This is a genomic window from Streptomyces sp. NBC_01283, assembly GCF_041435335.1.
Taxonomy (GTDB): Bacteria; Actinomycetota; Actinomycetes; order Streptomycetales; family Streptomycetaceae; genus Streptomyces.
In genome coordinates this window covers 8,701,954-8,723,106 of the sequence record NZ_CP108430.1, presented here as the reverse complement: position 1 = coordinate 8,723,106, position 21,153 = coordinate 8,701,954, and the positions used below count along the sequence as shown (strand labels likewise).

Here is a 21,153-nt window from a genome sequence, read left to right as displayed (position 1 = left end):
CCAACCAGAGCCGCCCCGGCAGCCGCGGCGATTGGATCCATAGCAGTCCCCTATCACTCTCGGTCTTCGAGGAACTACAGTAGGTCTGCGAGGTGGGCCCACTGACTCAAAGCGTTCTCCCTGTAGCGAAGTCTTTGCCAACGGCAGAACGGGCCATCCTCGAACCGCACTTCTGTACGCCTAGCCGGTCGCTTTCGCGACTGCGGGTGTCCGGTGCTTGATCAAATAAACGAAGAGTGCTCCTGACCTGCAAAGATGGGACTTGTCTAGGGTCCAGGTCGTCGCATGAAAGAAGCACTCCTCAGGCGAAGAAGCTATCGGTTCCTGTCCGCGCGTGCGCATCGAGGGCGGTGGTCTCCCAGGCCGGAGGGGTGCTGCTGGTCGAGACGGTCCGCAAGAGCGGCCTGGACAGTGCGATATCGGCGGCGCTCGCGCCGTGGCGACGGCCTCGGGCGGTGCATGATCCGGGGAAGACCCTGCTGGACGTGGCCCTGGCGGTCGCGCTGGGCGGGGACTGTCTGGCGGATGTCGCGATGCTGCGGGCCGAGCCGGCCGTGTTCGGGCCGGTGGCCTCCGACCCGACCGTCTCCCGGCTCATCGACAAGCTCGCCACAGGCGGGCTGAAGACTCTGACCGCGATCCGCTCAGCGCGGGCCGAAGTACGCACGCGGGTCTGGAAGTTGGCCGGCACCTCGTCGCCGGACGCGGGCGGTCAGGTGACCGTGGACCTGGACGGGGTGCTGGTCCGCCCACTCCGACAAACAGGACGCGGCCGCGACCTGGAAGAAGTCCTACGGACATCATCCGCTGATGGGCTTCGTCGACCACGGATGCGGCGGCACCGGGGAGCCGGTGGCCGCGCTGCTACGGCCCGGGAACGCGGACAGCAACACCGTTACCGACCACATCACCGCCACCCAACTCGCCCTAGCCCAACTCCCGAAACGTCTCCGGCGCGGCCGGTCCACACTGATCCGTACGGACTCCGCGGGCGGCACCCACGAGTTCCACGCCTGGCTCTCGAAGCGGGGCCGGTGGCTGTCGCACTCGGTCGGGATGACCATCACCGACGCCATGCACCAGGCCGTCCTGAAGATTCCTGCCTCCGCCTGGACGCCCGCCGTCGAGCCCGGCGGCGAGATCCGCGACGGCGCCTGGACCGCCGAGCTCGACGGCGACGTCCTCAAGGGCTGGCCGGGAGGGATGCGGCTGATCGCCCGCGAGGAACGGCCGCACCCCGGGGCCCAGTTGCGTTTCACCGACGCCGACGGACTGCGGCTCACCGCGTTCGCCACCAACACCACCGACGTCCCGATCACCGCCCTGGAACTGCGGCACCGCCAGCGCGCGCGGGCCGAGGACCGTATACGCAACGCGCGCGCCACCGGCCTGCGCAACCTGCCCCTGCACGACACCGCGCAGAACCAGATCTGGCTGGAGTTCATCCAGCTCGCCCTCGACCTGCTGGCCTGGCTGCCCATGCTCGCCCTGACCGGCAAACCGAGGCTCTGGGAACCCCGCCGCCTGCGGCAGCGGCTGTTCTCCGCCGCCGCCCAGCTCGTCACCACCGCCCGCCGCAGGCACCTGAGATTCACCCACCACTGGCCCTGGACCGACGTGATCACAGGCGCGATCCAGCGACTCGACGCACTCCCGCACCCTGGATGACCAGCAGCAACGGCCCGTCCCGACAAACTCGAACCGCCCACCGGAACCGTGAAACCCGGCGCACACCCGACGCGACAGCCGGGCCATCGGCCCACCCGTCACCGACCCGACAAACAGAAACGGACCGCCGGAGAGCCCGACAACCCGTCACGAAAAATCGAGGTGCGCACGTCACCGTCTGTTATCGAACCGCCTGAAGGGAGCTGCCGAATGCTCGCTATCGGCCGACACCCCCACTGCTCAGCGCATCCGGATTCACGCGTTTCCGCAGGGTTCCGTGCTAACGATCATGCGGAACCTAGACTCGGTACATCAGGCGGCGAGGGAACCCCCGCGGGGGTCTCCTCGCCGCCTTTTCGCGCTCACCCTCCCAGCAGCCTGCGCGCCCCGAGGGCGAGTGAGATCTCCACCAGGTCGCCGACCCGGGTGAGGCTGCGGCCGGTCAACTGCTCGACGCGGCGGAGCCGGTTGAGGACGGTGTTGCGGTGGCAGTAGAGGCGGGCGCCCGCGCGCTGCGCGGAGCCGTCGGTCTCCAGCCAGACGACGAGGGTGTCGAGGAGCAGGTCCCGGTCGGCGGGGTCGAGGGAGTGCAGCGGGCCGAGGACGCGCTCGGCGAGCGCCTGCGCCAGCTCGGGCGACGAGACGACGAGGGCGTCGGGCAGGCGTTCGTCCAGGAGGACGGTGCCGCCGCTGCGGGGGCAGGCCCGCAGTGCCGTGTCGGCGAGGCGGCGGGCGTAGGGGACGGCGGCCAGCCCCTCCACGGGGGAGCCGATCCCGGCGCGGGCCCCGGGCGGCAGGGTCAGGCCGGCGCCGAGCGCGGACAGTTCGTCCGCCGGGCTGCCCTCGGCGTCGCCGAGCAGCACCAGGGCGTAATGGACCCCGGGACCGACGTGGCGCAGCGTCCGCGTCCCCGGCGGCAGGGTGAGGCCGTCGTCATCTCCCGCCAGGGCGATCACGGCGTACCACCCGTCCTCGGGCAGCCCCAGGACGTCGGCGGCGGTGGGCAGGTCGGTGAGGCGGGCGCTTCCGTCCAGGAGGCCGGCGGTCAGCAGCCGCAGGCGGTTCTCGTGCCGCCAGGCCATGCGGCGCTCGGTGCGGCGATAGGCGTCGGCGACCACTCCGCAGTGCTCGTCGACGAAGTTCCACACGTCCGTGGCGACATGGATGAGCAGCCGCATGTCGTCGGGGTTGCCGCGCGAGACCTCCTCGACCAGGCCCTGCCACACCATCGCCCCGCCGAGCCGGAAGGCGTGCAGCAACGCGTCGAGCGGCAGGCCCCGTTCGGCGCGCACCCCGGCGATCTGGACGGAGGTGCGGTGGGCGGCCTCCCTGGTCTCCCCCGGCTGGAGGAGCGAGGTGACGCTGTACCGCAGCGAGCGGTGCACCTCCTGCCACACCTCGGTGGGGCGGGTCTCGATGTCCGCGCGGTAGGCGGGTTCCTGCTCCCGTAGCTCCGCGACGAGCCGGTCGGTCATCCCGGCCAGATCCCTCAGCAGGGCGCGGGCCGCGCGGTGCAGCACGGCGACGGCCTCGGCGTCGAGGAGCGAGCGGGCGCCCGGTGCCGGCGGGGCGATGGCGGGCACTTCGTGCAGGGGCGCGACCCGTGACCGCAGGACGTGTGGCATGGGGCCTCCACGGGGAGTGTGCGCACTGGCGGATCTTCCTGACGCCCGAAGAATGGCATACCGCCCAGTCGGTACCTAGAGGTGTGCGGCAATCTCCTCATCACGGTCCGGCAACCCTCCGTCGCCGGCGAGGAGCCGGGACAGCTCGACGCGGGACCGTACGCCCAGCGCGGCGAACACATTGCGCAGGTGGTGGTCGACGGTGCGGTGGCTCACCGAAAGGCGCACCGCCACCTCCCGGTTGGTGGCGCCCTCCGCTACATGGCGGGCGATGCGCTGCTGCTGCGGGGTCAGTGCCGCGAGCGGCCCCTGGCCCGGCTCCCCCGCCACCGCCTCGCCCGCGGCGCGGAGTTCACCGCGGCTGCGGTCCGCCCACGCACGCGCCCCGCACCGCTCGAAGCCGACCAGTGCGTCCCGCAGCGGGCCGCGCGCCTCGCGGGTGCGGCGCCCGCGGCGCAGCCACTGGCCGAACAGGAGCTGCGTACGGGCGCGTTCGAACTCGCCGGGCGAGCGGTCGTGGTGCACGAGCGCACTCTCGTACGCGGCTGCCGTCTGCTGCGGCGGGGCGAGCAGGGCGCGGCAGCGGGCCAGTTGGGCGGGGGCGAGCCGGTCCGCGGTGGCCGCGGTCCAGCGGGTGAACTCCGCGGTGGCGCTGTGGGCCTCTGCCCTGCGCCCGGCCTGGACTGCCGCCTCCACGAAGCAGGGGACGGCCAGCATCCTGACGGCGAAGTGCCCGCGCCGGGGCCCCGGGGCGACCAGCGGGGCGAGGCGGGCCGCCGCGTCCCCGGGGCGCCCCGCCGCGAGATCCGCTCGGGCGACGGCCCAGACGGCGAGCGTGGCGGCCTGCTGGAGACCGTGCGGTCCCGCGCCCGCGGCGGCGGCCGCCGCATGCCCGGCGCAGGCCTCCGCGTCACCCTCCACGGACGCGGCGAGCGCGAGGACGGCGTGCAGGCAGGCCGCGACGTTGGGCTGCCCGGTGCGGTGCGCGGCCCTGAGGCCTTCGAGGGCATGCGCACGGGCCGTGGTGTGGCGGCCCGCGCGCAGTTCTCCGTAGGCCAGGTGCTCCAGGGCGCGCGGCAGCAGGACCTCGGGGCCGTAGGCGCGCACGGCGGCGAGCGCGCGGGCGCCCGCCCCGCAGGCGGCCTCGACCTCGCCGACGACCAGGGCTGCGGCCCCGGCGCGCAGCAGCCCGGCGGGTTCGGCCGTCCTCTGCATCGCGGTCAGGCAGCGGCGCAGCAGGGCATGGCCCTCGGCGGTGCGGCCCGAGAGGACCGCGCACATCCCCGCGCGGTATGCCTCCAGGGAGTCGTCGTCGGCGCAGGCGGGGACACGGGTCATCGCCTCCCGGTAGGCCGCGGCGTCGCCCATCGCCCAGGCCGCCTCGGCCGCGCCGATCAGCGCGTGGCGGGCGGGTTCGGGCGGGAGCAGCACGGCGGCGGTGAGCAGGGCCTCCCTGGCGTCGGCTGCCGGTCCGTCGGCGAGGGACAGGAGTCCGCGCACCTGGTGGACGCCGCCGTGGGCGGGGGCTCCGGCGGTGCGGGCGAGCAGGGCGCGGGCCCGGACGGGGTCCCCTGCCTGCCGGGCCGCCTCCGCGGCGTCCGCGAGCCGGTCGGTGCGCAGTGCCGTGTCGGCGGTGAGCGCCGCGGCGCGGGCCAGGGCGGCGGAACGCTCGGCGTGCGGGCGGGGCGTGGCCGCCGCCGCGGCGAGGGCCGAGGCGAGCCGCGCGTCGTGGTCCCCGGCGGCACAGGCGAGTTGGACCAGGCGGGCGAGGCGGTCCCGGCCGACCTCGGCGAGGCGGGCGTGGGCGGCCCTGCGACGGGCGAGGGGGGCGCGGTGCAGCACGGCCCGGCGTAGGAGGGGGTGGGTGAAGTGGACGCGTCCGCCCGCCCCGACGACCACGCCGAGGGCTTCGGCGGGCGCGAGTTCCCCGGGGTCGCCGCCGGCCCGCAGCAGCAGGGCGAGGTCCGCGCCCGCACCCTCGGGTTCGTGCTCCCCGGCCGCCGCGGCGAGCAGCAGCAGGGCGCGGGTGGCACGGGGCAGCGTGTCGAGGGGGGCGGCGTAGTCGTGCAGGACGGCTTCCCCGCCGGGCAGGGTGTCGGGCAGCGGGGTGCGGCCGGCCAGCTGATCAGGGGTGAGGGCCGTGACGAGCGCGGTGAGCAGGCGTGGGTTGCCCGCGGCCTCGCGGGTCAGCCAGGCGCCGACGTCCGGGTCGGCGGCGCCACGGGTCAGCCGGTCGAGCAGGGCGCCGGCCGCGCTGTCGTCGAGCGGCCCGAGGCGCAGGATGGCGAGACCGCCCAACTCGCCTACTCTTACGTGGTGTTCGGCGAGGGTGAGCAGGACGGCCACGGGCCGTTCGGCGGGGAGGCGGCGGAGGTCGGCCAGGAGGGCGGTCCGGTCCGCGGGGCGCCAGGTGTGCGCGTCGTCGACACACACCAGCAGTGGGCCTTCCTGCGGTAGCGCGGCGGGGGCGGTCTGCTGAACCGTCGGGACCGGGCCGCAGATCGCCCTCGCGTACTCCACGAGCGCGGTGCGGCCGAGGCCGGGCTGCGCGGTCAGGGCGAGCACCCCGCCCCGGCCGGTCCGCAAGCGCCCCACCAGGGATTCCACGGCGGCGATTTCCGCACGGCGGCCGTACAGCTCGGGGGCCATGAGCGCGCCGGGTTCGGTCGTGGAACCGGGTTCGGTCGTCGAAAGGGTCACGCCCGCACGTTACTTTCGCGTAACACAGCCCGGAAGCCCCGCGTCCGCCGCACTGGGCACGCCACCAGCGGCACCCGCCTCCGGGTGTGCACGGGCACAGTCCGGGCCCGGCGCACGACACACGTCGTCCGCCGCCGGCTGACCGGCGACGGACGACGGGCCCCCATGACGGGTCATCAGGATCAGCTGGTGTGCGGGCAGTTGCCCCGGTACTCCTCGATCGTGAGGCTCGGCCTCGGCAGCGGGCAGAGGAACTGCTCGTAGCGGGTGTCGTCGTCGATGAACCGCTTCAGCCAGGAGATGCTGTACTTCGCGATCGTCGTGTTGGACGAGTTCGGCGTGAAGTGGGTGGCGCCGTTGAGCTCCAGGTACGCCTTGTCCAGGCTGCTCGGCAGCGACTGGTAGAACGGCTCGGAGTGGGTGGCCACGGGGGCGACGGTGTCACCGTCCGCGCCCACGACGAGGGTGGGCGTGCGCACCTCGGGCCAGGTGGTGTCGAGGTTCCAGCCGGTCAGCGGGATCGCCGCCTTGAGCGACGTACGGCTCTTGGCGGCCTCCAAGGTGCCGCCACCGCCCATCGAGTGTCCCATCACGCCGAGCCGCGAGGCGTCGATGCGCCCCCGCACCGAGCTCGACTTCGTCAAGTAGTCGAGTGCGGAGAGGAGTTGGCGTCCGCGACTGTCGGGCTGGTCGAGGGTGGTGAGCGTGTCGATGGTGAAGACCACGAAGCCCTGGGAGGCGAGCCGCGGCCCGAGCCAGGCGATGCTCGACTGGTACGCGGTGAAGCCCGGCGAGATGACGACCGCGCCGAAGGTGCCGTCGGCGGTGGACGTCGGGTAGTAGACGGTGCCGCCGCCGAAGCCGGACACGCTCAGGGACGAGACATTGGTCTGCGAGACGGCGTACGAGCCGCGCGTGGCCTCGATGCTGGAGACGGTGGGGGCGGGGCCACGCTCGTACGGGTTGTCCGCGGCGGCCTGGGCGCCGGGCGCGAGGCCCGTGCCGAGGAGGCCGGCGGTGGCGACCGCGGCGGCCAGAGCGGCCCGCACCACAGGGCGGGAGAAGACGTGCAGGCGCACGGAGGGGTCCTCTCGTTCGTGGCGGGAGCCACCCGGGAGAGGGAGGTGCGCCCCGGTGGAGACCGCCGTGTTCGTTGGCGGTCCCCACCGTGGCGGTGCCGACGGGGTGTGGACATCGGTGAAATCACCGGTGTCGTGGGCCCGTCTCGCGCGGACGTCAGCCGCGCAGGGGTCCTTCGCAGGAGAAGTCGGACGTTCCGGCGCGGCTGTTGGTCCAGATCTCCACCTCGCCGAACGCGCAGTTCATGTCGGTGAGGTTGTTGTCGCCGCCGGCGGCACTGTCGAGGATGAAGGCGTCGACGGTCTCGGACATGTCCTTGAAGACGAGGTCGGGGCTCGCCGCGTCGCTGAGGTTCGCGGTGATCCGGCCGGTGCACACGAACCGCGGGCGGCCGGGCGCGCCGGTGGAGCGGCAGTCGGGCGTGATGCCGGTCGTCGCGACGAACGAGGAGCGGACCTGTCCCGCCGTGCTGTCACGCAGCTTGCCGACGGGCACGTACGTCGTGTTGGGGACGAACAGGTCGTCCACGTGCGCGATCTGCTTGTCGAGGAAGGCGTCATAGGCGCTCTGCAGCCCTGCGTCCCGGCCGAGGCGGTCGCGCCAGGCATCGAACGCACCCGGGTTGTCGGAGCGCAGGTGATGGTACATCTCCTTGATCAGCGCCGGGCGTTCGCTCCACAGGAACTCGAAGAACGTGCCCGCGTAGTCGTAGAAACGGAAGCCGTCCCCGTCATAGGTGGCGTGCAGGAGCTTGTCCACGGTCATGCGCGGCTTGCCACCCGCGGTGTCATCGATGATGCCCTGGACCAGGGACTTGCGGACCTTGATGCCGTTGTCGCGCGTGGCACCGTCGAAGAACTCCGCCGTACCCTCGTCCATCGCGGTGGTCCGGTCGCCCTCGTACCAGGGTCCCTCACCGAAGAAGCCCGGCACGGCCCAGCGGCCGTTGAGGTAGTGCGTGTACTCGTGACGGAACAGCTCTTCGAGCGTCAGCGAGGAGTCCTGGGGCACGCGCCGCTGATAGGTGTAGAAGGTCGCGCCCCGCTCGATGTAGACACCGCCGTTGTCGGTGCCCATGCCGGTCAGGAGCGGGTGGAAGTTCTCGTAGTCGGCGCGCGAGGCGTACAGGATCGTCGTGAGGGTGGTGTTGGGGTCGCCGCCCAGCGGCTCCTGGGTGCCGACGACGCGGTGGAACTGGGCCTTGACCTGCTTGCTCGCGTAGTAGAGCTGGTCGACGGTGTCGCGGTCGAGAGCGGTGCGGACCTTCATGCCGCCCTCGTCGTACGCGTAGGTCCGCGGGAAGAGACGGCGCTCGATGTCGTCCCTGCACACCTTGTACGGCCTGCAGGCGTCGAACTCGATCAGCCAGGTGACGACCTTCGCCCAGGGGGCGCTGCCGTCACCGAAGTTGCGGGCCGTGGTGTCCAGGAGCGGGCCGAGTCCGGTGACGATCTCGGTGTGCAGGGCGTCGATCTGCCCCATGCGGCCGTACTCGCTCACCGCGTCGCGCACCACCCAGGCGTTGGGCTTGCCCTTGAGGTGGGTGTACCCGGCGAAGGCCTTGAAGGCGGCACGGTAGGCGGGGTCGGCGGCCACCGCGGCACGGAAGGCGGTGTCCTGGTTGCCGGGGTAGACGCCGAGGTAGTTCACGGTGAGCGCGGAGAGGGCCGCACCTGCCCAGCCGGTGTCCGGGGCGGTGTCGGGGTGGGCGGCGTCCATCGTGGCCAGGACCCGCTTGACGAGCGGGAGTTGGTGCTGGCGCAGGCCTGCCGCGCTGGCCGCGGTCAGCGCCTCGCGGAGCGTCTCGGCGTTGGAGCGCGTGACGTCGAAGGCGTGGGCGGCCGTGCCGAAGGCGTCCACGGCCCGGCGCATGGCGGCCAGGGTCGCCGGGTCGGTGATGTCGACCTCGGCGTGCGAGAAGCCCTGGTAGGAGACGGCGTGCAGATAGGTGAACATCTCCAGCAGGTGGCTGCCGTTGGTGCCGTCGTGGGATGCGGCGAGCTGGGTGACGCGCTGGGATACGGCCTGGATGTGCGCGGCCGACATGACGGGGGCGAGGCGCCGGTCCCAGGTCCAGATGAGACCGCGCAGACAGCCGTCGGCGGTGACGGCGGGGTCGGCGAGGAATTCGACGAACTGAGCGGGTGACAGGCCCGTGACGCCGTCGAGGGTGCACGGCACCACTGCCTTGCCGACGGTCGCGCGGGGCACATCGGCCGTGGCCTTCGCCTTGTCCGTACGGGGGCCGGGGACGCGGCCGTCGGTGAGCCCGCCGGGCGCGGGGACCTTCCGGGCGGCGGGCTTCGGGGCCTTGGCGCGGCGGTCGACCTGGTCGGTCGGGCTCGGCGCCGCGGGTCCCGGCGCGGCGGGAGAAGCGGCGGGAGAGGCGGCGGCCTGGCGCCGGTCGGGCGCGGGGGCTTGTGCGTCGGCGGCCGGTGCGGCCGTGGCGCACAGCACCACGGATATCGCCGCGGCGACCACGGATCTGCGCAGGGTTCGGGGTTGGTGCACGACAGGCTCCTGAGGTGTGGGAGGTGGGGCAAGCAGTGCGTGCGCACGACGCGGGAACCCCCCTTCCAGCCTGAACTACCCGACGGGCAGCGGGACTTGAGAAAAGCGGGCTCTCGCGCCATGTGATGCGTAACGTAGTAATGTGAAATGGTACTGACAACCCCTCAGACACTGGATGACTCTCAACTCCCTTGCGATGGGCAGCCGTTAGATCTCCTCGCACACCAATTGAAGGAGCAACGGACCCCGGAGCGAGAACAATGTGACCTTGTACTCTGGTGAATCACTCGGGGCGGGCGCGCGGGCCACGACCTGCGGGGCCACGAAGGGATCACCACCATGGGCCACCTCACACAGCGCACCCTCGTCACTCCCCGGGAGCGGCTGCGCGATCAGGTCGCCCACCATCTGCGTGCCGCGCTGATATCCGGCGAACTGCGGCCCGGCGAGGTCTATTCGGCTCCCGTCCTCGCCGAGGACTTCGGGATCTCCGCGACGCCAGTACGCGAGGCGATGCTGGATCTGGCCCGCGAGGGCCTGGTGGAACCGGTCCGCAACAAGGGCTTCCGTGTCACCGAGGTCAATGAACGCGACCTCGACCAGTACACCGAGATCCGCACCCTCATCGAGGTCCCGATGATCGGCCGCATCACCCGGTCCGCGTCGCGCGCGGAGCTGGAGCGGCTGCGCCCCGTGGCCGACGAGATCGTGCGCGCCGCCCGTGACCACGACCTCATCGGCTATCTCGAGGCCGACCGGCAGTTCCACCTCTCCCTGCTCGCGCTCGGCGGCAACGACCGGCTCGTCGAGACGGTCGGCGACCTGCGCAAGCGCTCCCGCCTCTATGGACTGACGGCGCTCGACGAGCGCGGCCGGCTGATCCCCTCGGCGCAGGAGCACATCGAGCTCCTGGACCTGATGGTGGCGGGCGACGCCGAGGGCGCGGAACAGTGCATGGCCCGACATCTCGGGCACGTGCGCTCGCTGTGGGCGCGGGACGCCGAGGCATAGACACAGCTGCGGGCACACGTGGGGGTGCAGGAGTGCGGTCTACTCGCCGGTTCGTTTGATTCTTCAACACATCGCGCGATTCATTGACGCGGACCGTTCACATCTTTATGGTCGCCTGACCTTCCCCGGCGACCCGCAACGGAGCACAATGAGGTCCCTCCCCCGCACGGCCCGGTTCATCGCACCCCTCCTGGTGGGCGTGCTGGCGGCGGCCGTTCCCCCCACAGCGGCGGCCGACATCGCGTCCCCGAGAACAGAGCGGCCGACGACACCCGCGTCCTCCCACGATGCCGACTGGACGCTGACGTCGACCCGTATCGACGCGAAGGACACGTACCACGCCTTCGTCGGCAACGGCTATCTCGGCCAGCGCGTCGCGCCCAACGGAGCCGGGTACGCCGCCTCCGAGGCCAAGACCGGATGGCCGCTGTTCAGCCGCCGTTACGACGGTTCCTTCGTCTCCGGTCTCTACGCGCACAACAAGGACACGACCGAGAACCGCCAGGTCGCCGCCGCCATCCCGACCTGGAGCCCGCTCACGGTGTCCACCGGCGGGTCCGGGTCCGAGACGTTCGACTCCGCGACGCCGGCCGCCCGGATCTCGCACTACCGGCAGAGCCTGGACCTGCGCCGCGGCCTCGTGCGGACCGAGCTGACCTGGACGGCGGCCGACGGCCGGGCCACCGACCTCGCCTACGACGTCCTCGCGGACCGCACCGACCCCCACGTCGGCGCCGTACGGCTGCGCATGACCCCGCACTGGGACGGCCACGCCAAGGTCACCGACCGCATCGACGGACGCGGCGCACGGCGCGTCTCCCCCACCGGCGCCGGCGTCCGCTCCGGGGGAGGGACCATGGCCGTGGGGTTCCGCACGGACGGCACGATGACCGAAGGGACGGTCGCGTCGACGCTCCGCCCCGGGCACGGTGTGCGTACAGGAAATGAACAAACCTCAGCTCCTGCCCGCAAGTTGAGCGCGCATCAGTCCGTCGGTGTGCCGGTCCGGTCCGGCCGGACCTACGAGCTCACCAAGTACGTCGGCGTCGACACCGCGCTGACCTCCCGCTCCCCCGGCCGCGACGCCGTCGCGGCCTCGCAGCGGGCGGCCGGACGCGGCTGGGACGCGCTGTTCGCGGGCCACACCGCCGCCTGGCGCAAGCTGTGGCGCAGTGACATCGAGGTGCCGGGCCGGGGCGAACTGCAGTCGTGGGTGCGCTCCTCCCAGTACGGCCTGCTGTCCAGCACCCGCACCGGCTCGGCCAACAGCATCTCCCCCACCGGCCTGAGCAGCGACAACTACGCGGGCCTCGTCTTCTGGGACGCGGAGACCTGGATGTATCCGGCGCTGCTCGCTGCCCACCCCGACCTCGCCAAGTCGGTGGTGGAGTACCGCTACCGCACCCGGGCGGGCGCCCGCGCCAACGCGAAGAAGCTCGGCCACCCCGGCCTCTTCTACGCCTGGACCAGTGCGAGCAAGGGTGACCTCACGTCCGAGTGCCACAGCGTGGACCCGCCGCACTGCCGCACCCAGAACCACCTCCAGAGCGACGTCGCGCTGGCCGCCTGGCAGTACTACCTCGCGACCAAGGACACCCACTGGCTGCGCACCCGCGGCTGGCCGGTGATCAAGGGCATCGCCGAGTTCTGGGCCGACCGTGCCACGCGCAACGCCGACGGCAGCTACTCCATCAAGGATGTCGCCGGTCCCGACGAGTACAGCAACGGCGTCGACGACGGCGTCTTCACCAACGCGGGCGCCGCCACCAGCCTGCGCACCGCCACCCACGCCGCGAAGCTCCTCGGCGAGGACGCCCCGGCGGGCTGGAACACCGTCGCGGACAAGCTGCGCATCCCCTACGACAAGAAGAAGCAGGTCTTCCAGCAGTACGACGGCTACAAGGGCTCGGTGATCAAGCAGGCGGACACCGTGCTCCTGATGTACCCGCTGGAGTGGCCGATGTCGAAGAAGGCCGCCACGAACACCCTCGACTACTACGCTGCCCGCACCGACCCCGACGGGCCCGCGATGACCGACTCGGTGCACGCCATCGACGCCGCCGCCATCGGCGAGCCCGGCTGCTCCGCGTACACCTATCTGACGCGCTCCATCCGCCCCTTCGTGCGTGGCCCGTTCGACCTGTTCTCGGAGGCGCGCGGCGACAAGGCGGGGGCCACCGACCCGCTGTCGGGCTCTCCCGCGCAGAACTTCACGACGGGCCAGGGCGGCTTCCTGCAGGTCTTCACCAACGGCCTGACCGGGCAGCGGATGCGCGAGAACAGCGTGCACCTCGACCCGATGCTGCCGCCGCAGCTTTCCCGGGGCGTGAAGCTCAACGGGCAGCGCTGGCAGGGCCGTACGTACGACATCGCCATCGGCGCCCATGACACGACCGTGCGCCTCACCCACGGCAAGCCCTTCGAGATCGACACGCCGCAGGGCAAGCAGATCGTCAGCGAGGGCGCGCCCGCGCATATCAAGACCCGCCGCCCGGACCTGGAGCCCACCGGCAACCTCGCCAGGTGCCAAGCTGCCAAGGCGAGTTCGGAGCAGCCCGGCCAGTACGCGGACGCCGCTCTCGACGGCAGCACCGCCACCGCCTGGGTGCCCGACACCGACCGAGCCACCCTCACCGCGGACCTCGGGAAGGCAGCCCGGTTCTCGCGGATCACGCCTCACTGGACCGACGTGAAGCCGACGAAGAACTCGGTGAAGACCTCGCTCGACGGTCGGCACTGGAAGACCGTGGAGCCGGGCGGCGGCACGGCCCGCTACGTCCGCGTGACGTTCACCTCCAAGGACGCGAAGAAGCCCGCGGGCATCCAGGAGTTGACCGTCAACCGGTAGACCGGACGGCGAAAGCGGCGGTGGAGGCGCGGAAATCAAGTGCCACCACCGCCGCTCCCGTTGGTAGCGTGCCGGGCGTGGCAGACGAGGCGTACGAGAATCCCAGGCTGGCGGCGCTCTACGACCCGCTCGACGCGGACCGTGGTGACTTGGACGTGTACGCCGCCGTGGCTGCGGAACTGAAGGCACGTCAGGTGCTGGACGTGGGCTGCGGCACGGGCACGTTCGCACTGCTCCTCGCCGACCGCGGGCTGCGCGTGACCGGCGTCGACCCGGCCGCGGCCTCCCTCGACGTCGCACGATCCAAGCCCGGCAGCGAGCGCGTGCGGTGGATCCACGCCGACGCGACGGCGCTCCCCGACATGCGGGTGGACGTCGCCTTCATGACCGCCAACGTGGCCCAGGCGATCGTGGACCCGGAGGTGTGGGAGGGCACCCTGCGCGGCACCCATGCGGCGCTGAGGCCGGGCGGCCACCTCGTCTTCGAGACGCGAGACCCGGCCCGGCGGGCGTGGCAGGAGTGGAACCGCGCCGCGACCCACAAGACGGTCACCGTCGAGGGCATCGGCGACGTCGAGACCTGGGTGGAGGTGACCGGCGTCAGCCTGCCGCTGGTGACGTTCCGCGGCACCGTCGTCCTCACCACGACGGGCGAGACACTCACCTCCGACTCGACCCTGCGCTTTCGCGAGCGCGACGAAGTGGTCGCCTCGCTCACCGCGCACGGTTACGTGGTGGACGAGATCCGCGACGCCCCGGACCGCCCCGGCAGGGAACTCGTCTTCCTCGCCCGCCGCCCGGAGTAGTGCCGCCGCACTGCTGATCTGCCCGGCGGTGGCACCCAGAGCCGTTGATCGTTCTCAGCTCATGAAGAAGATCACCGCGCTCGCCGGACTCGCTCTCGGCAGCATTGCCCTCGCCACCCCCGCCCCCGCCCACGCCCACGCCCACGCCCACGCCCACGCCCACGCCCACGCCCACGCCGACAACGACAACGACAACGACAGCAGCTTCGGCGGCGGAACCAACGCGGCGAAGGCGCTGCCTCCCCTCCACTGACGACCACCCGCCCACCCCACGCCTGCCCAGGTGCGGGGTTTCGTCATGTCCGCAGCCCCGCCGGCCCGCCCTGGGGCATGCGTACGGTGCGCAGATCGATGGCGGTGAGGGCCAGGGCCAGCGGCCCCGGTACGAGGAACGCGAGCGGCAGCATCATCCAGGCGCACAGCACGGACGCGGCCAAGGCGAGGAGGACCAGTGCGCTGCCGCCCGCGTCCCGCGCCGAGTCCCCGGCAGCTTCGCGTACCGCGGCGCGCCAGTCGGTGAGCGATGCGGGGCGGGCACAGGCGCGCAGGCCCACGATCACGGCGCACGCTCCGATGGCCGCCGCCGTCACCGCGAACACGCGGTCCCCCGGCAGCCCCACCCCGGCCAGCACCAGGTCCGCCGCGAACAGCAGCACCCCGGCGAGTGCGACCGCGCCCGCGGCAAGGTCACCGGGGCGGAACCGTTCACGCAGGAGTGCCACGTAACGCCCGGCCGTGGCGGGCCGGTCGTCCCCGGTGCCGCGCACGACGGCGCAGGCCGTGGAGAGCGCCGCCGGGGCGGTGACCAGCGGCAGGCAGGCGATCGCCGTGACCACACCGAGGGCAAGGACGTCCGCGAACAGGGTCATCCGCGGCCCGAACATCTCGCCCGTCTCGCGGGCCCGCGCGCTCATCCCTTGACCCCCGAGTTGGCCATGCCCTCGACCAGGAACCGCTGGAAGGCGAGGAAGAACAGCACGATCGGCAGGAGGGCGATCACCGACATGGCGAACATCGGGCCGAACGCCGACTGGCTGGAGGCATCCACGAACGACCGCAGCGCCAGCGTCAGGGTGAACTTCTCCGGTGAGAAGAGATAGATCAGCTGGGTGAAGAAATCGTTCCAGGTCCAGATGAAGGTGAAGATCGCGGTGGTGATCAGCGCGGGCCTGGTGAGCGGCAGGACGACCAGGAAGAAGCTCCGGAACGGGCCGCAGCCGTCGATCCTGGCGGCTTCCTCCAGTTCGCGGGGCAGTCCGCGCATGAACTGAACGATGAGGAAGACGAAGAACGCCTCGGTGGCGAGGAACTTCGGCAGGATCAGCGGCCAGTAGGTGTTCACCATGCCGAGCTGGTTGAAGATGATGTATTGCGGGATCAGGACGGCGTGGTGCGGCAGCATGATCGTCGCGATCATGAAGGCGAAGAGCGGCCCGCGGAAGCGGAACCGCAGCCGTGCGAACGCGTAGGCGGCAAGGGAGCAGCTCAGTACGTTGCCGAGGACCGCGCCGCCCGCGATCAGCAGGGAGTTGGTGAGCAGCCGCCCCACGGACACGTCGTCCACGCCGTCGAGGGCGGTCGAGTAGTTGGACCACTCCAGCTTGCCCGGCAGCAGGTTCAGGCTCGCGATCACCTCGTCGGCGGGCTTGAGCGACGTGGCGACGAGCCAGGCCAGCGGGTAGAGCATCACCAGGAGCGCGGCCAGACATCCGGCGTGCAGGGCGGCGCGGCGCCAGGGAAAGGGCCGCCGGCCCGCGGTCGTGGCAGTGGTGGTGGTCATCGCTCCCCCTCGTTCGCGTAGAAGACCCAGGAGCGCGAGGTGCGGAAGAGCACCGCGGTCACGGCTCCGATGGCGATCAGCAGGACCCAGGCCATGGCGGAGGCGTAGCCCATGTGGGAGGCGACGAAGCCTCGGTCGTAGAGGTAGAGCGTGTAGAAGAGGGCGGAGTCGGCGGGGCCGCCCTTGCCGCCGCTGACCGCGAAGGCGGGCGTGAAGACCTGGAAGGCCTGGATGGTCTGGAGCACCAGATTGAAGAAGAGCACCGGTGACAGCATCGGCAGGGTGATGGAGAGGAACTGCCGCCTGCGGCTTGCCCCGTCCACCGCGGCGGCCTCGTAGAGCTCGGTGGGGATCTGCTGGAGACCCGCAAGGAAGATCACCATGGGGGCGCCGAACTGCCAGACGGTCAGCAGGGCCACGGCGAGGAGCGCCCAGCCCGGCTTGTTGACCCAGCCGCCGGCGTGGACGCCGATGTCCGACAGGAGGTTGTCGACGGTGCCGCCGTCGTTGAAGACCGCCCGCCACACCAGGGCGATCGACATCGAGGCGCCGAGCAGCGAAGGGGCGTAGAAGGCGGAACGGTAGAAGGCCTTGCCGCGCCTCATGGACTTCAGGGCGAGGGCGACGGCGAGGGCGAGGGCGAGCGCCAGTTGCAGCGGCACGGCGATCACGACGTACATCAGGGTCGATCCGACCGAGCGCCAGTAGCGCGGGTCCTCGGTGAACATCTGGACGTAGTTGCGCGGCCCTACCCAGCGCGGGGCGTTGAACAGGTCGTAGTCGGTGAAGGACAGATACAGCGAGACGGCCATCGGAAGCAGCGTCAGGACGACGGCGCCCAGCACCCAGGGCGAGAGGAACACCCAGGCGGCGCCCTCGCGTTGACACCTGCCGCGGGACTTGCCCGGAGGTGCGGGGCTCTTCGCGCGGGCGGTCTTCGCGGGTATGTCGGTGGTGGTCATGACCTCAGCTCCGCCTTCGCCTCGGTGATGAAGTCCTCCGCGGCCTCGCGGGGTGTCATCCGCTCGAACGACACCTGGTCGTAGTCACGGCCGAAGGTGCTCTGCAGGGCGTTGTCGCCCGACGGCGGGGCCTGTGGTGGCGCTTCGAGTTTCCCGTCGACGGAGTCCTGGTAGTCGGCGACTGTCTTGTCGAAGTCCTTCAGGCCGGGGCCGATGTCCTCGCGGATCGGCTCATTGACGGGGATACCGCGGGAGGCGCCGAGGATCTTCGCCGCCTTCTTGTCATTGATCATGAAGTCAATGAACTCGGCGGATTCCTTTGGGTGTTCGGTGCCGTCGGCCGCGCCCATGAACATCGAGGGCTTGAAGTACTGGCCGGGTGTGCCGTCCGCGCCCGAGGGCATCGGGGCCAGCGTCAGGCCTTCGCCCAGGATGGGCGTGTAGCCGCTGGACGGTGCGTCCCAGTTGAAGTCGGAGATCGCCTTGCCGCGGGCCAGCGGCTGGTTCTCCACCGTCCCGTCGAGCTGCGTGGTCTGCTGGGCGGACGACACCGCGCCCTCGCGCCGGAGCTTGTCGGTGAACGTCCACCAGCGGGTCAGGTCGTCGGCCGTGAAGCCGAGCGTGCGGTCCTTCGTGTAGAGGGCCTTGCCCTGGCCGCGCAGCCACACCTCGAAGCAGTCCTCGCTCTGGCCGGGGTCGACGGAGCCCGGCTTCCCGCTCTCCTCCGCCAACTCCCGCATGGTGTCGGCCCATTCGTCCCAGGTCCAGCCCTTGCGCGGGAGCTTCACCCCGGCCGCCTTCCACTGCTCGGCGTCGTACACGACCGTCTCGGTGCCGCGGCCCTGGGGGATCGCGTACTGGGTGCCGTCCACGACGCCGGTGGCGAGCAGGCCGGGGTCGATCTCGGCGGTGCGCAGGGCCTTCTTCTGCTTGCCGAGGTCGAGGAGGATGCCGCCGGACGCGTACTGGTCGATCTGCCGGTAGTCGAGCTGCATCACGTCCGGGGCGTCGCCGCCCGCCGCCTGGGTGGCGAGCTTCTGCTTGTACGACTCGTAGCCGGCGAACGAGGTCTGCACCGTGATCCCCGGGTGCTCCTTCTCGAACAGCGCGACGGCTTCTTTCGTACGGGCCGCCCGGTCGGGGTTGCCCCACCAGGTGTAGCGCAGAACGGTCTTGCCGCCGCCGCTCGCTTCGTCCGAGCCGCCGCAGCCGCTGAGCAGCACGCTGAGCGTGAGCACCGCGACCGTCGCGCAGGACCACGTTGTCCTGTTTCCGGGCATGCCGATGACACCTCTCCTCTCTGGCTTCTTGATGGTGTTGGCGGTGACGCGGGTGGCTACTCGCCGTGGTACGGGAGCGTGGTGCCCGGCAGTTCGTACTCGTCGCGGCGCCCGCACATCCCGTAGCCACCGAGGCGGGAAGGCGTGCTGTCGTACGAGCCCGAGCCCGCGAGGTAGTCGGGGCTGCCGGACGCGAGCGCGTCGAGCTGGGCGCCGGTGCGCTCGGCGGTGGCCATCGCCCCGGCCCGCCACAGCTCGCGCCAGGCGGGGACCTTGTCCCGCACCAGGCGGGCCGCGGCCTGCTGGAATTCGAGGTAGGGGCCGTTGTCCCCGGCCCTGAGCGCGTCGCGCAGCGGGAGGTATCCCTCGACGGCCAGGTCACGGCGCTTGCGGGCGGCGGCCTCGGCCTCCGGGCCGGTCTTGGCGGGGAGCTTCGCCGCGGCGGCGTAGCGCTCGGGGTCGGCGAGGACGCCGGGCGGGAAGGTGAGCACGGCGTCCCCGGCCTCGGGCAGTCCGCTGTTCTGCATCAGGACGGTGATCCGCAGATCGCCGCCCTGCACCATCCGGTGCACGGTGCCGGGCGTGAACCACGCGACCGAACCGGCCTCCAGGGGGACCTCGCGGTAACCGTCGGGGCTGAGGGTCTGGACGGCGCCGCGCCCGCCGGTGACGACGTACGCCTCCGTGCAGACCAGGTGCAGATGCGGGCTGCCGCCGCACACGCCGTCGGCGGCCTCCCACTCGTAGGCACTCAGGTGGGAGAGGCCGACGGCTCCGGGCAGCGGGTGCGGGAGGCTCACCATGTCAGTCCCTTCAGGTGCGTGGCGACGCGGTCGCGGTCCCAGGCCCCGTCGGCGACGACGATGCGGTAGCGGTAGGCGAAGGAGGCGCCGGGCGGCAGCTCGAACTCGTCGAAGAACGCCCAGGAGAAGGCGACGGTCGGGATGGGTTCGGAGCGCACGAACCAGTGCGAGTCGTTGATCGCGCTCGTCCCGTCGAGGTTCTCGGGGGCGTGCGCGAAGACGAGCGTGGAGTGCGCGTCGATGTCGTCGTGCTCGGCGGTGAAGGCGAGCCAGGGTCCCTGGGTGCCCATGAGACCGGCGGCGTCCTTCTCGTCGTCGGGGCCGAAGGCGGCGCCGCCGGTGAAGTCGCGCGGGCCGCGCCACTGCAGGCCCGTGTATCCGGCCATGTCGCGGCCCGCCGTGGTCGGTGAGCCGAAGCGCAGGGGTTCTTCGCGGATGTTGGTCAGACGGATCGACCAGTCGAGGGCCCAGGACCCGGCGACCTCGTCGACCGAGTGGACGGTGATGTCGCGCTCCTCCCTGGCCCATTCCTGGCCGCTGTGCGCGATCCAGGTGAGCTCTTCGGTGAGGTGGAGGCGGTGGTCGTCGACGGCCAGGGCGGGGAAGCCGTCGTGGCGCATGGACCCGACCCGCTCCGGCAGGCGCAGATAACCCTCGCCGTGGACATAGGAGTTGCCGCCCCAGAAGTTCTGGCCCGACAGATGGCTCGCGGTCATCTGGAGGCCCTTGTGCCAGCGGTGGTCGTTCGGGCGGTATCCCGAGACCTGGTGTCCGGCCAGGGTGCGCAGGGGGTGGATGTACGGCTTGCGGGCCTCGAAGGGGTCCGGGTCCGGGGCGTAGACGTAGCTGAGCAGCTCGACGCCGCCCGACCTGACCGTGATCCGCTCGCCGTGGGTGTGGGTGACCTGAATCGTCATCGCTGGGGGCTCCAGTCGGGGTGGCTGCCGTGCATGGCCTGGTAGTACGGGTCGCCCGCGGCGATCTCGCCCGCGAGGACCGGCTGTCCGGTGAACGCCGACTTGTAGAGCGCGGCGGCGAATTCGAGGGTGCGGCGGGCGTCGGAGCCGCTGCCCGGCGGCCGTACGCCCCGCTCGTACGCGTCGAGGAGGACGCCGAGCTGGGCGGCGTGCGAGCTGGGTACGTCGGCGGCGTGGGTGCGCCAGGCGTCCGCGCGTGCGCTGTCGACGTGCGGGGCGGGGGTGTAGGCCCAGTCGCCGTTGGAGTAGCCGTAGAGATGGGTGAGTTCGACCGTCGCGTCGGCGCAGTCGATGCGGATGCGGCTGACCTCGTCCGGGGACAGGACGCTGTTGACGACGGTGGCGAGCGCGCCGTTCCCGAAGCGCACCAGGGCGGTCGAGACGTCCTCGCTCTCGGTCGCGTGGACCAGGCGGGCCGCCATGGCACGCACTTCGGTCCAGTCGCCGAGCAGGTGCAGGAGCAGGTCGAACTGGTGGATGCCGTGGCCCATCGTGGGGCCGCCGCCCTCGCTCTCCCACCGGCCCCGCCACGGCACCGCGTAGTAGGCGCTGTCGCGGTGCCAGGTGGTCTGGCAGTGCGCGACCCGGGGCGCGCCGAGCTCGCCGCCCGCGATCAGCTCGCGGGCGTGGACGGCGCCCGAGCCGTAGCGGTGCTGGAAGACCACCGAGGCGTATGTTCCCGATGCCTCCTCGGCGGCGGCGATCTCGTCGTACTCGGCGAGCGAAAGACAGAGCGGCTTCTCGCACAGCACCCATGCGCCCGCCTTCAGCGCGGCCACGGTCTGCGACCGGTGCAGCGACGGCGGTGTGCCGATCAGGACCAGGTCCGGGCGGACCTCGTCGAGCATGGCGTCGAAGTCCGTGTAGCCCTCGACGTCCATGTCCCTCGCATCGGCCTCCGCGCGGAAGGCGGCGAGCCTGTCCGGGTCGACGTCGACGGCGGCTCTCAGCTCGATCCGGTCGGAGTGGGCCCGCAGGGCGGGCAGATGACTGCCGGTCACGATGGCGCCGGTACCGACGACGGCGGCCCGTGGACGCGTGGGGGTGGAGGACATACGGTCTCCTCGAACGAGCCTAGAAAGCGCTTGCACAAGTGCCGACC

Annotated in this window: 15 protein-coding genes and 1 pseudogene; 5 read left to right on the top strand and 11 right to left on the bottom strand. The window is 71.6% G+C overall.

The window, feature by feature from the left end; genetic code table 11:
- Nucleotides 1-316 precede the first annotated feature (316 nt).
- Nucleotides 317-1,668: pseudogene (locus tag OG302_RS39385) on the top strand (IS1380 family transposase).
- A 362-nt stretch (nucleotides 1,669-2,030) separates the two neighbouring features.
- Here OG302_RS39385 and OG302_RS39380 read toward each other — a convergent pair.
- The 4 genes from OG302_RS39380 to OG302_RS39365 all read right to left on the bottom strand — a co-directional run bounded on the left by OG302_RS39380 (nucleotide 2,031) and on the right by OG302_RS39365 (nucleotide 9,584).
- Nucleotides 2,031-3,293 carry a PucR family transcriptional regulator gene (locus OG302_RS39380; protein ID WP_371749544.1) on the bottom strand — a complete coding sequence of 421 codons (1,263 nt, stop codon included), beginning with the start codon at nucleotides 3,291-3,293 and terminating at the stop codon, nucleotides 2,031-2,033.
- Between the two features lie 75 nt (nucleotides 3,294-3,368).
- Nucleotides 3,369-5,942: a LuxR C-terminal-related transcriptional regulator gene (locus OG302_RS39375; protein ID WP_371750368.1), complete on the bottom strand. Its 2,574-nt coding sequence runs from the start codon at nucleotides 5,940-5,942 to the stop codon at nucleotides 3,369-3,371.
- 233 nt (nucleotides 5,943-6,175) lie between these two features.
- Nucleotides 6,176-7,072, bottom strand: a complete 897-nt coding sequence (locus OG302_RS39370; RefSeq protein WP_371749543.1) for an alpha/beta hydrolase family protein — start codon at nucleotides 7,070-7,072, stop codon at nucleotides 6,176-6,178.
- A gap of 157 nt (nucleotides 7,073-7,229) precedes the next feature.
- Nucleotides 7,230-9,584 (bottom strand): collagenase, encoded by a 2,355-nt coding sequence (locus OG302_RS39365; RefSeq protein ID WP_371749542.1) that lies wholly within the window; start codon nucleotides 9,582-9,584, stop codon nucleotides 7,230-7,232.
- Nucleotides 9,585-9,923: 339 nt separating this feature from the next.
- Between OG302_RS39365 and OG302_RS39360 the strand changes: the two genes are divergently transcribed.
- From OG302_RS39360 to OG302_RS39345, 4 genes are all read left to right on the top strand, one after another.
- Nucleotides 9,924-10,595: a GntR family transcriptional regulator gene (locus OG302_RS39360; RefSeq protein WP_371749541.1), complete on the top strand. Its 672-nt coding sequence runs from the start codon at nucleotides 9,924-9,926 to the stop codon at nucleotides 10,593-10,595.
- A gap of 148 nt (nucleotides 10,596-10,743) precedes the next feature.
- Nucleotides 10,744-13,443: a discoidin domain-containing protein gene (locus tag OG302_RS39355; protein WP_371749540.1), complete on the top strand. Its 2,700-nt coding sequence runs from the start codon at nucleotides 10,744-10,746 to the stop codon at nucleotides 13,441-13,443.
- A gap of 77 nt (nucleotides 13,444-13,520) precedes the next feature.
- Nucleotides 13,521-14,249 (top strand): class I SAM-dependent methyltransferase, encoded by a 729-nt coding sequence (locus OG302_RS39350; protein ID WP_371749539.1) that lies wholly within the window; start codon nucleotides 13,521-13,523, stop codon nucleotides 14,247-14,249.
- A 61-nt stretch (nucleotides 14,250-14,310) separates the two neighbouring features.
- Nucleotides 14,311-14,502 carry a hypothetical protein gene (locus OG302_RS39345; protein ID WP_371749538.1) on the top strand — a complete coding sequence of 64 codons (192 nt, stop codon included), beginning with the start codon at nucleotides 14,311-14,313 and terminating at the stop codon, nucleotides 14,500-14,502.
- A gap of 43 nt (nucleotides 14,503-14,545) precedes the next feature.
- Here OG302_RS39345 and OG302_RS39340 read toward each other — a convergent pair whose 3' ends face one another.
- The 7 genes from OG302_RS39340 to OG302_RS39310 are packed head-to-tail and all read right to left on the bottom strand — an operon-like array spanning nucleotide 14,546 to nucleotide 21,106.
- Nucleotides 14,546-15,163 (bottom strand): hypothetical protein, encoded by a 618-nt coding sequence (locus OG302_RS39340; RefSeq protein WP_371749537.1) that lies wholly within the window; start codon nucleotides 15,161-15,163, stop codon nucleotides 14,546-14,548.
- On the bottom strand, nucleotides 15,160-16,029 hold the full coding sequence (locus OG302_RS39335; protein WP_371749536.1) for a carbohydrate ABC transporter permease: 870 nt from the start codon (nucleotides 16,027-16,029) through the stop codon (nucleotides 15,160-15,162). The genes OG302_RS39340 and OG302_RS39335 overlap by 4 nt, the downstream gene beginning before the upstream one ends.
- Nucleotides 16,026-16,991, bottom strand: coding sequence for a carbohydrate ABC transporter permease (locus tag OG302_RS39330; protein ID WP_371749535.1), 966 nt, complete (start codon nucleotides 16,989-16,991; stop codon nucleotides 16,026-16,028). The genes OG302_RS39335 and OG302_RS39330 overlap by 4 nt, the downstream gene beginning before the upstream one ends.
- Nucleotides 16,988-18,271: an ABC transporter substrate-binding protein gene (locus tag OG302_RS39325; RefSeq protein WP_371749534.1), complete on the bottom strand. Its 1,284-nt coding sequence runs from the start codon at nucleotides 18,269-18,271 to the stop codon at nucleotides 16,988-16,990. Before OG302_RS39325 ends, OG302_RS39330 begins: the two co-directional genes overlap by 4 nt.
- Before the next feature lie 56 nt (nucleotides 18,272-18,327).
- Nucleotides 18,328-19,074 (bottom strand): cupin, encoded by a 747-nt coding sequence (locus OG302_RS39320; protein ID WP_371749533.1) that lies wholly within the window; start codon nucleotides 19,072-19,074, stop codon nucleotides 18,328-18,330.
- Nucleotides 19,068-19,991, bottom strand: coding sequence for a PmoA family protein (locus tag OG302_RS39315; protein WP_371749532.1), 924 nt, complete (start codon nucleotides 19,989-19,991; stop codon nucleotides 19,068-19,070). The genes OG302_RS39320 and OG302_RS39315 overlap by 7 nt, the downstream gene beginning before the upstream one ends.
- Nucleotides 19,988-21,106, bottom strand: a complete 1,119-nt coding sequence (locus OG302_RS39310; RefSeq protein WP_371749531.1) for a Gfo/Idh/MocA family protein — start codon at nucleotides 21,104-21,106, stop codon at nucleotides 19,988-19,990. Before OG302_RS39310 ends, OG302_RS39315 begins: the two co-directional genes overlap by 4 nt.
- Nucleotides 21,107-21,153: the final 47 nt, after the last annotated feature.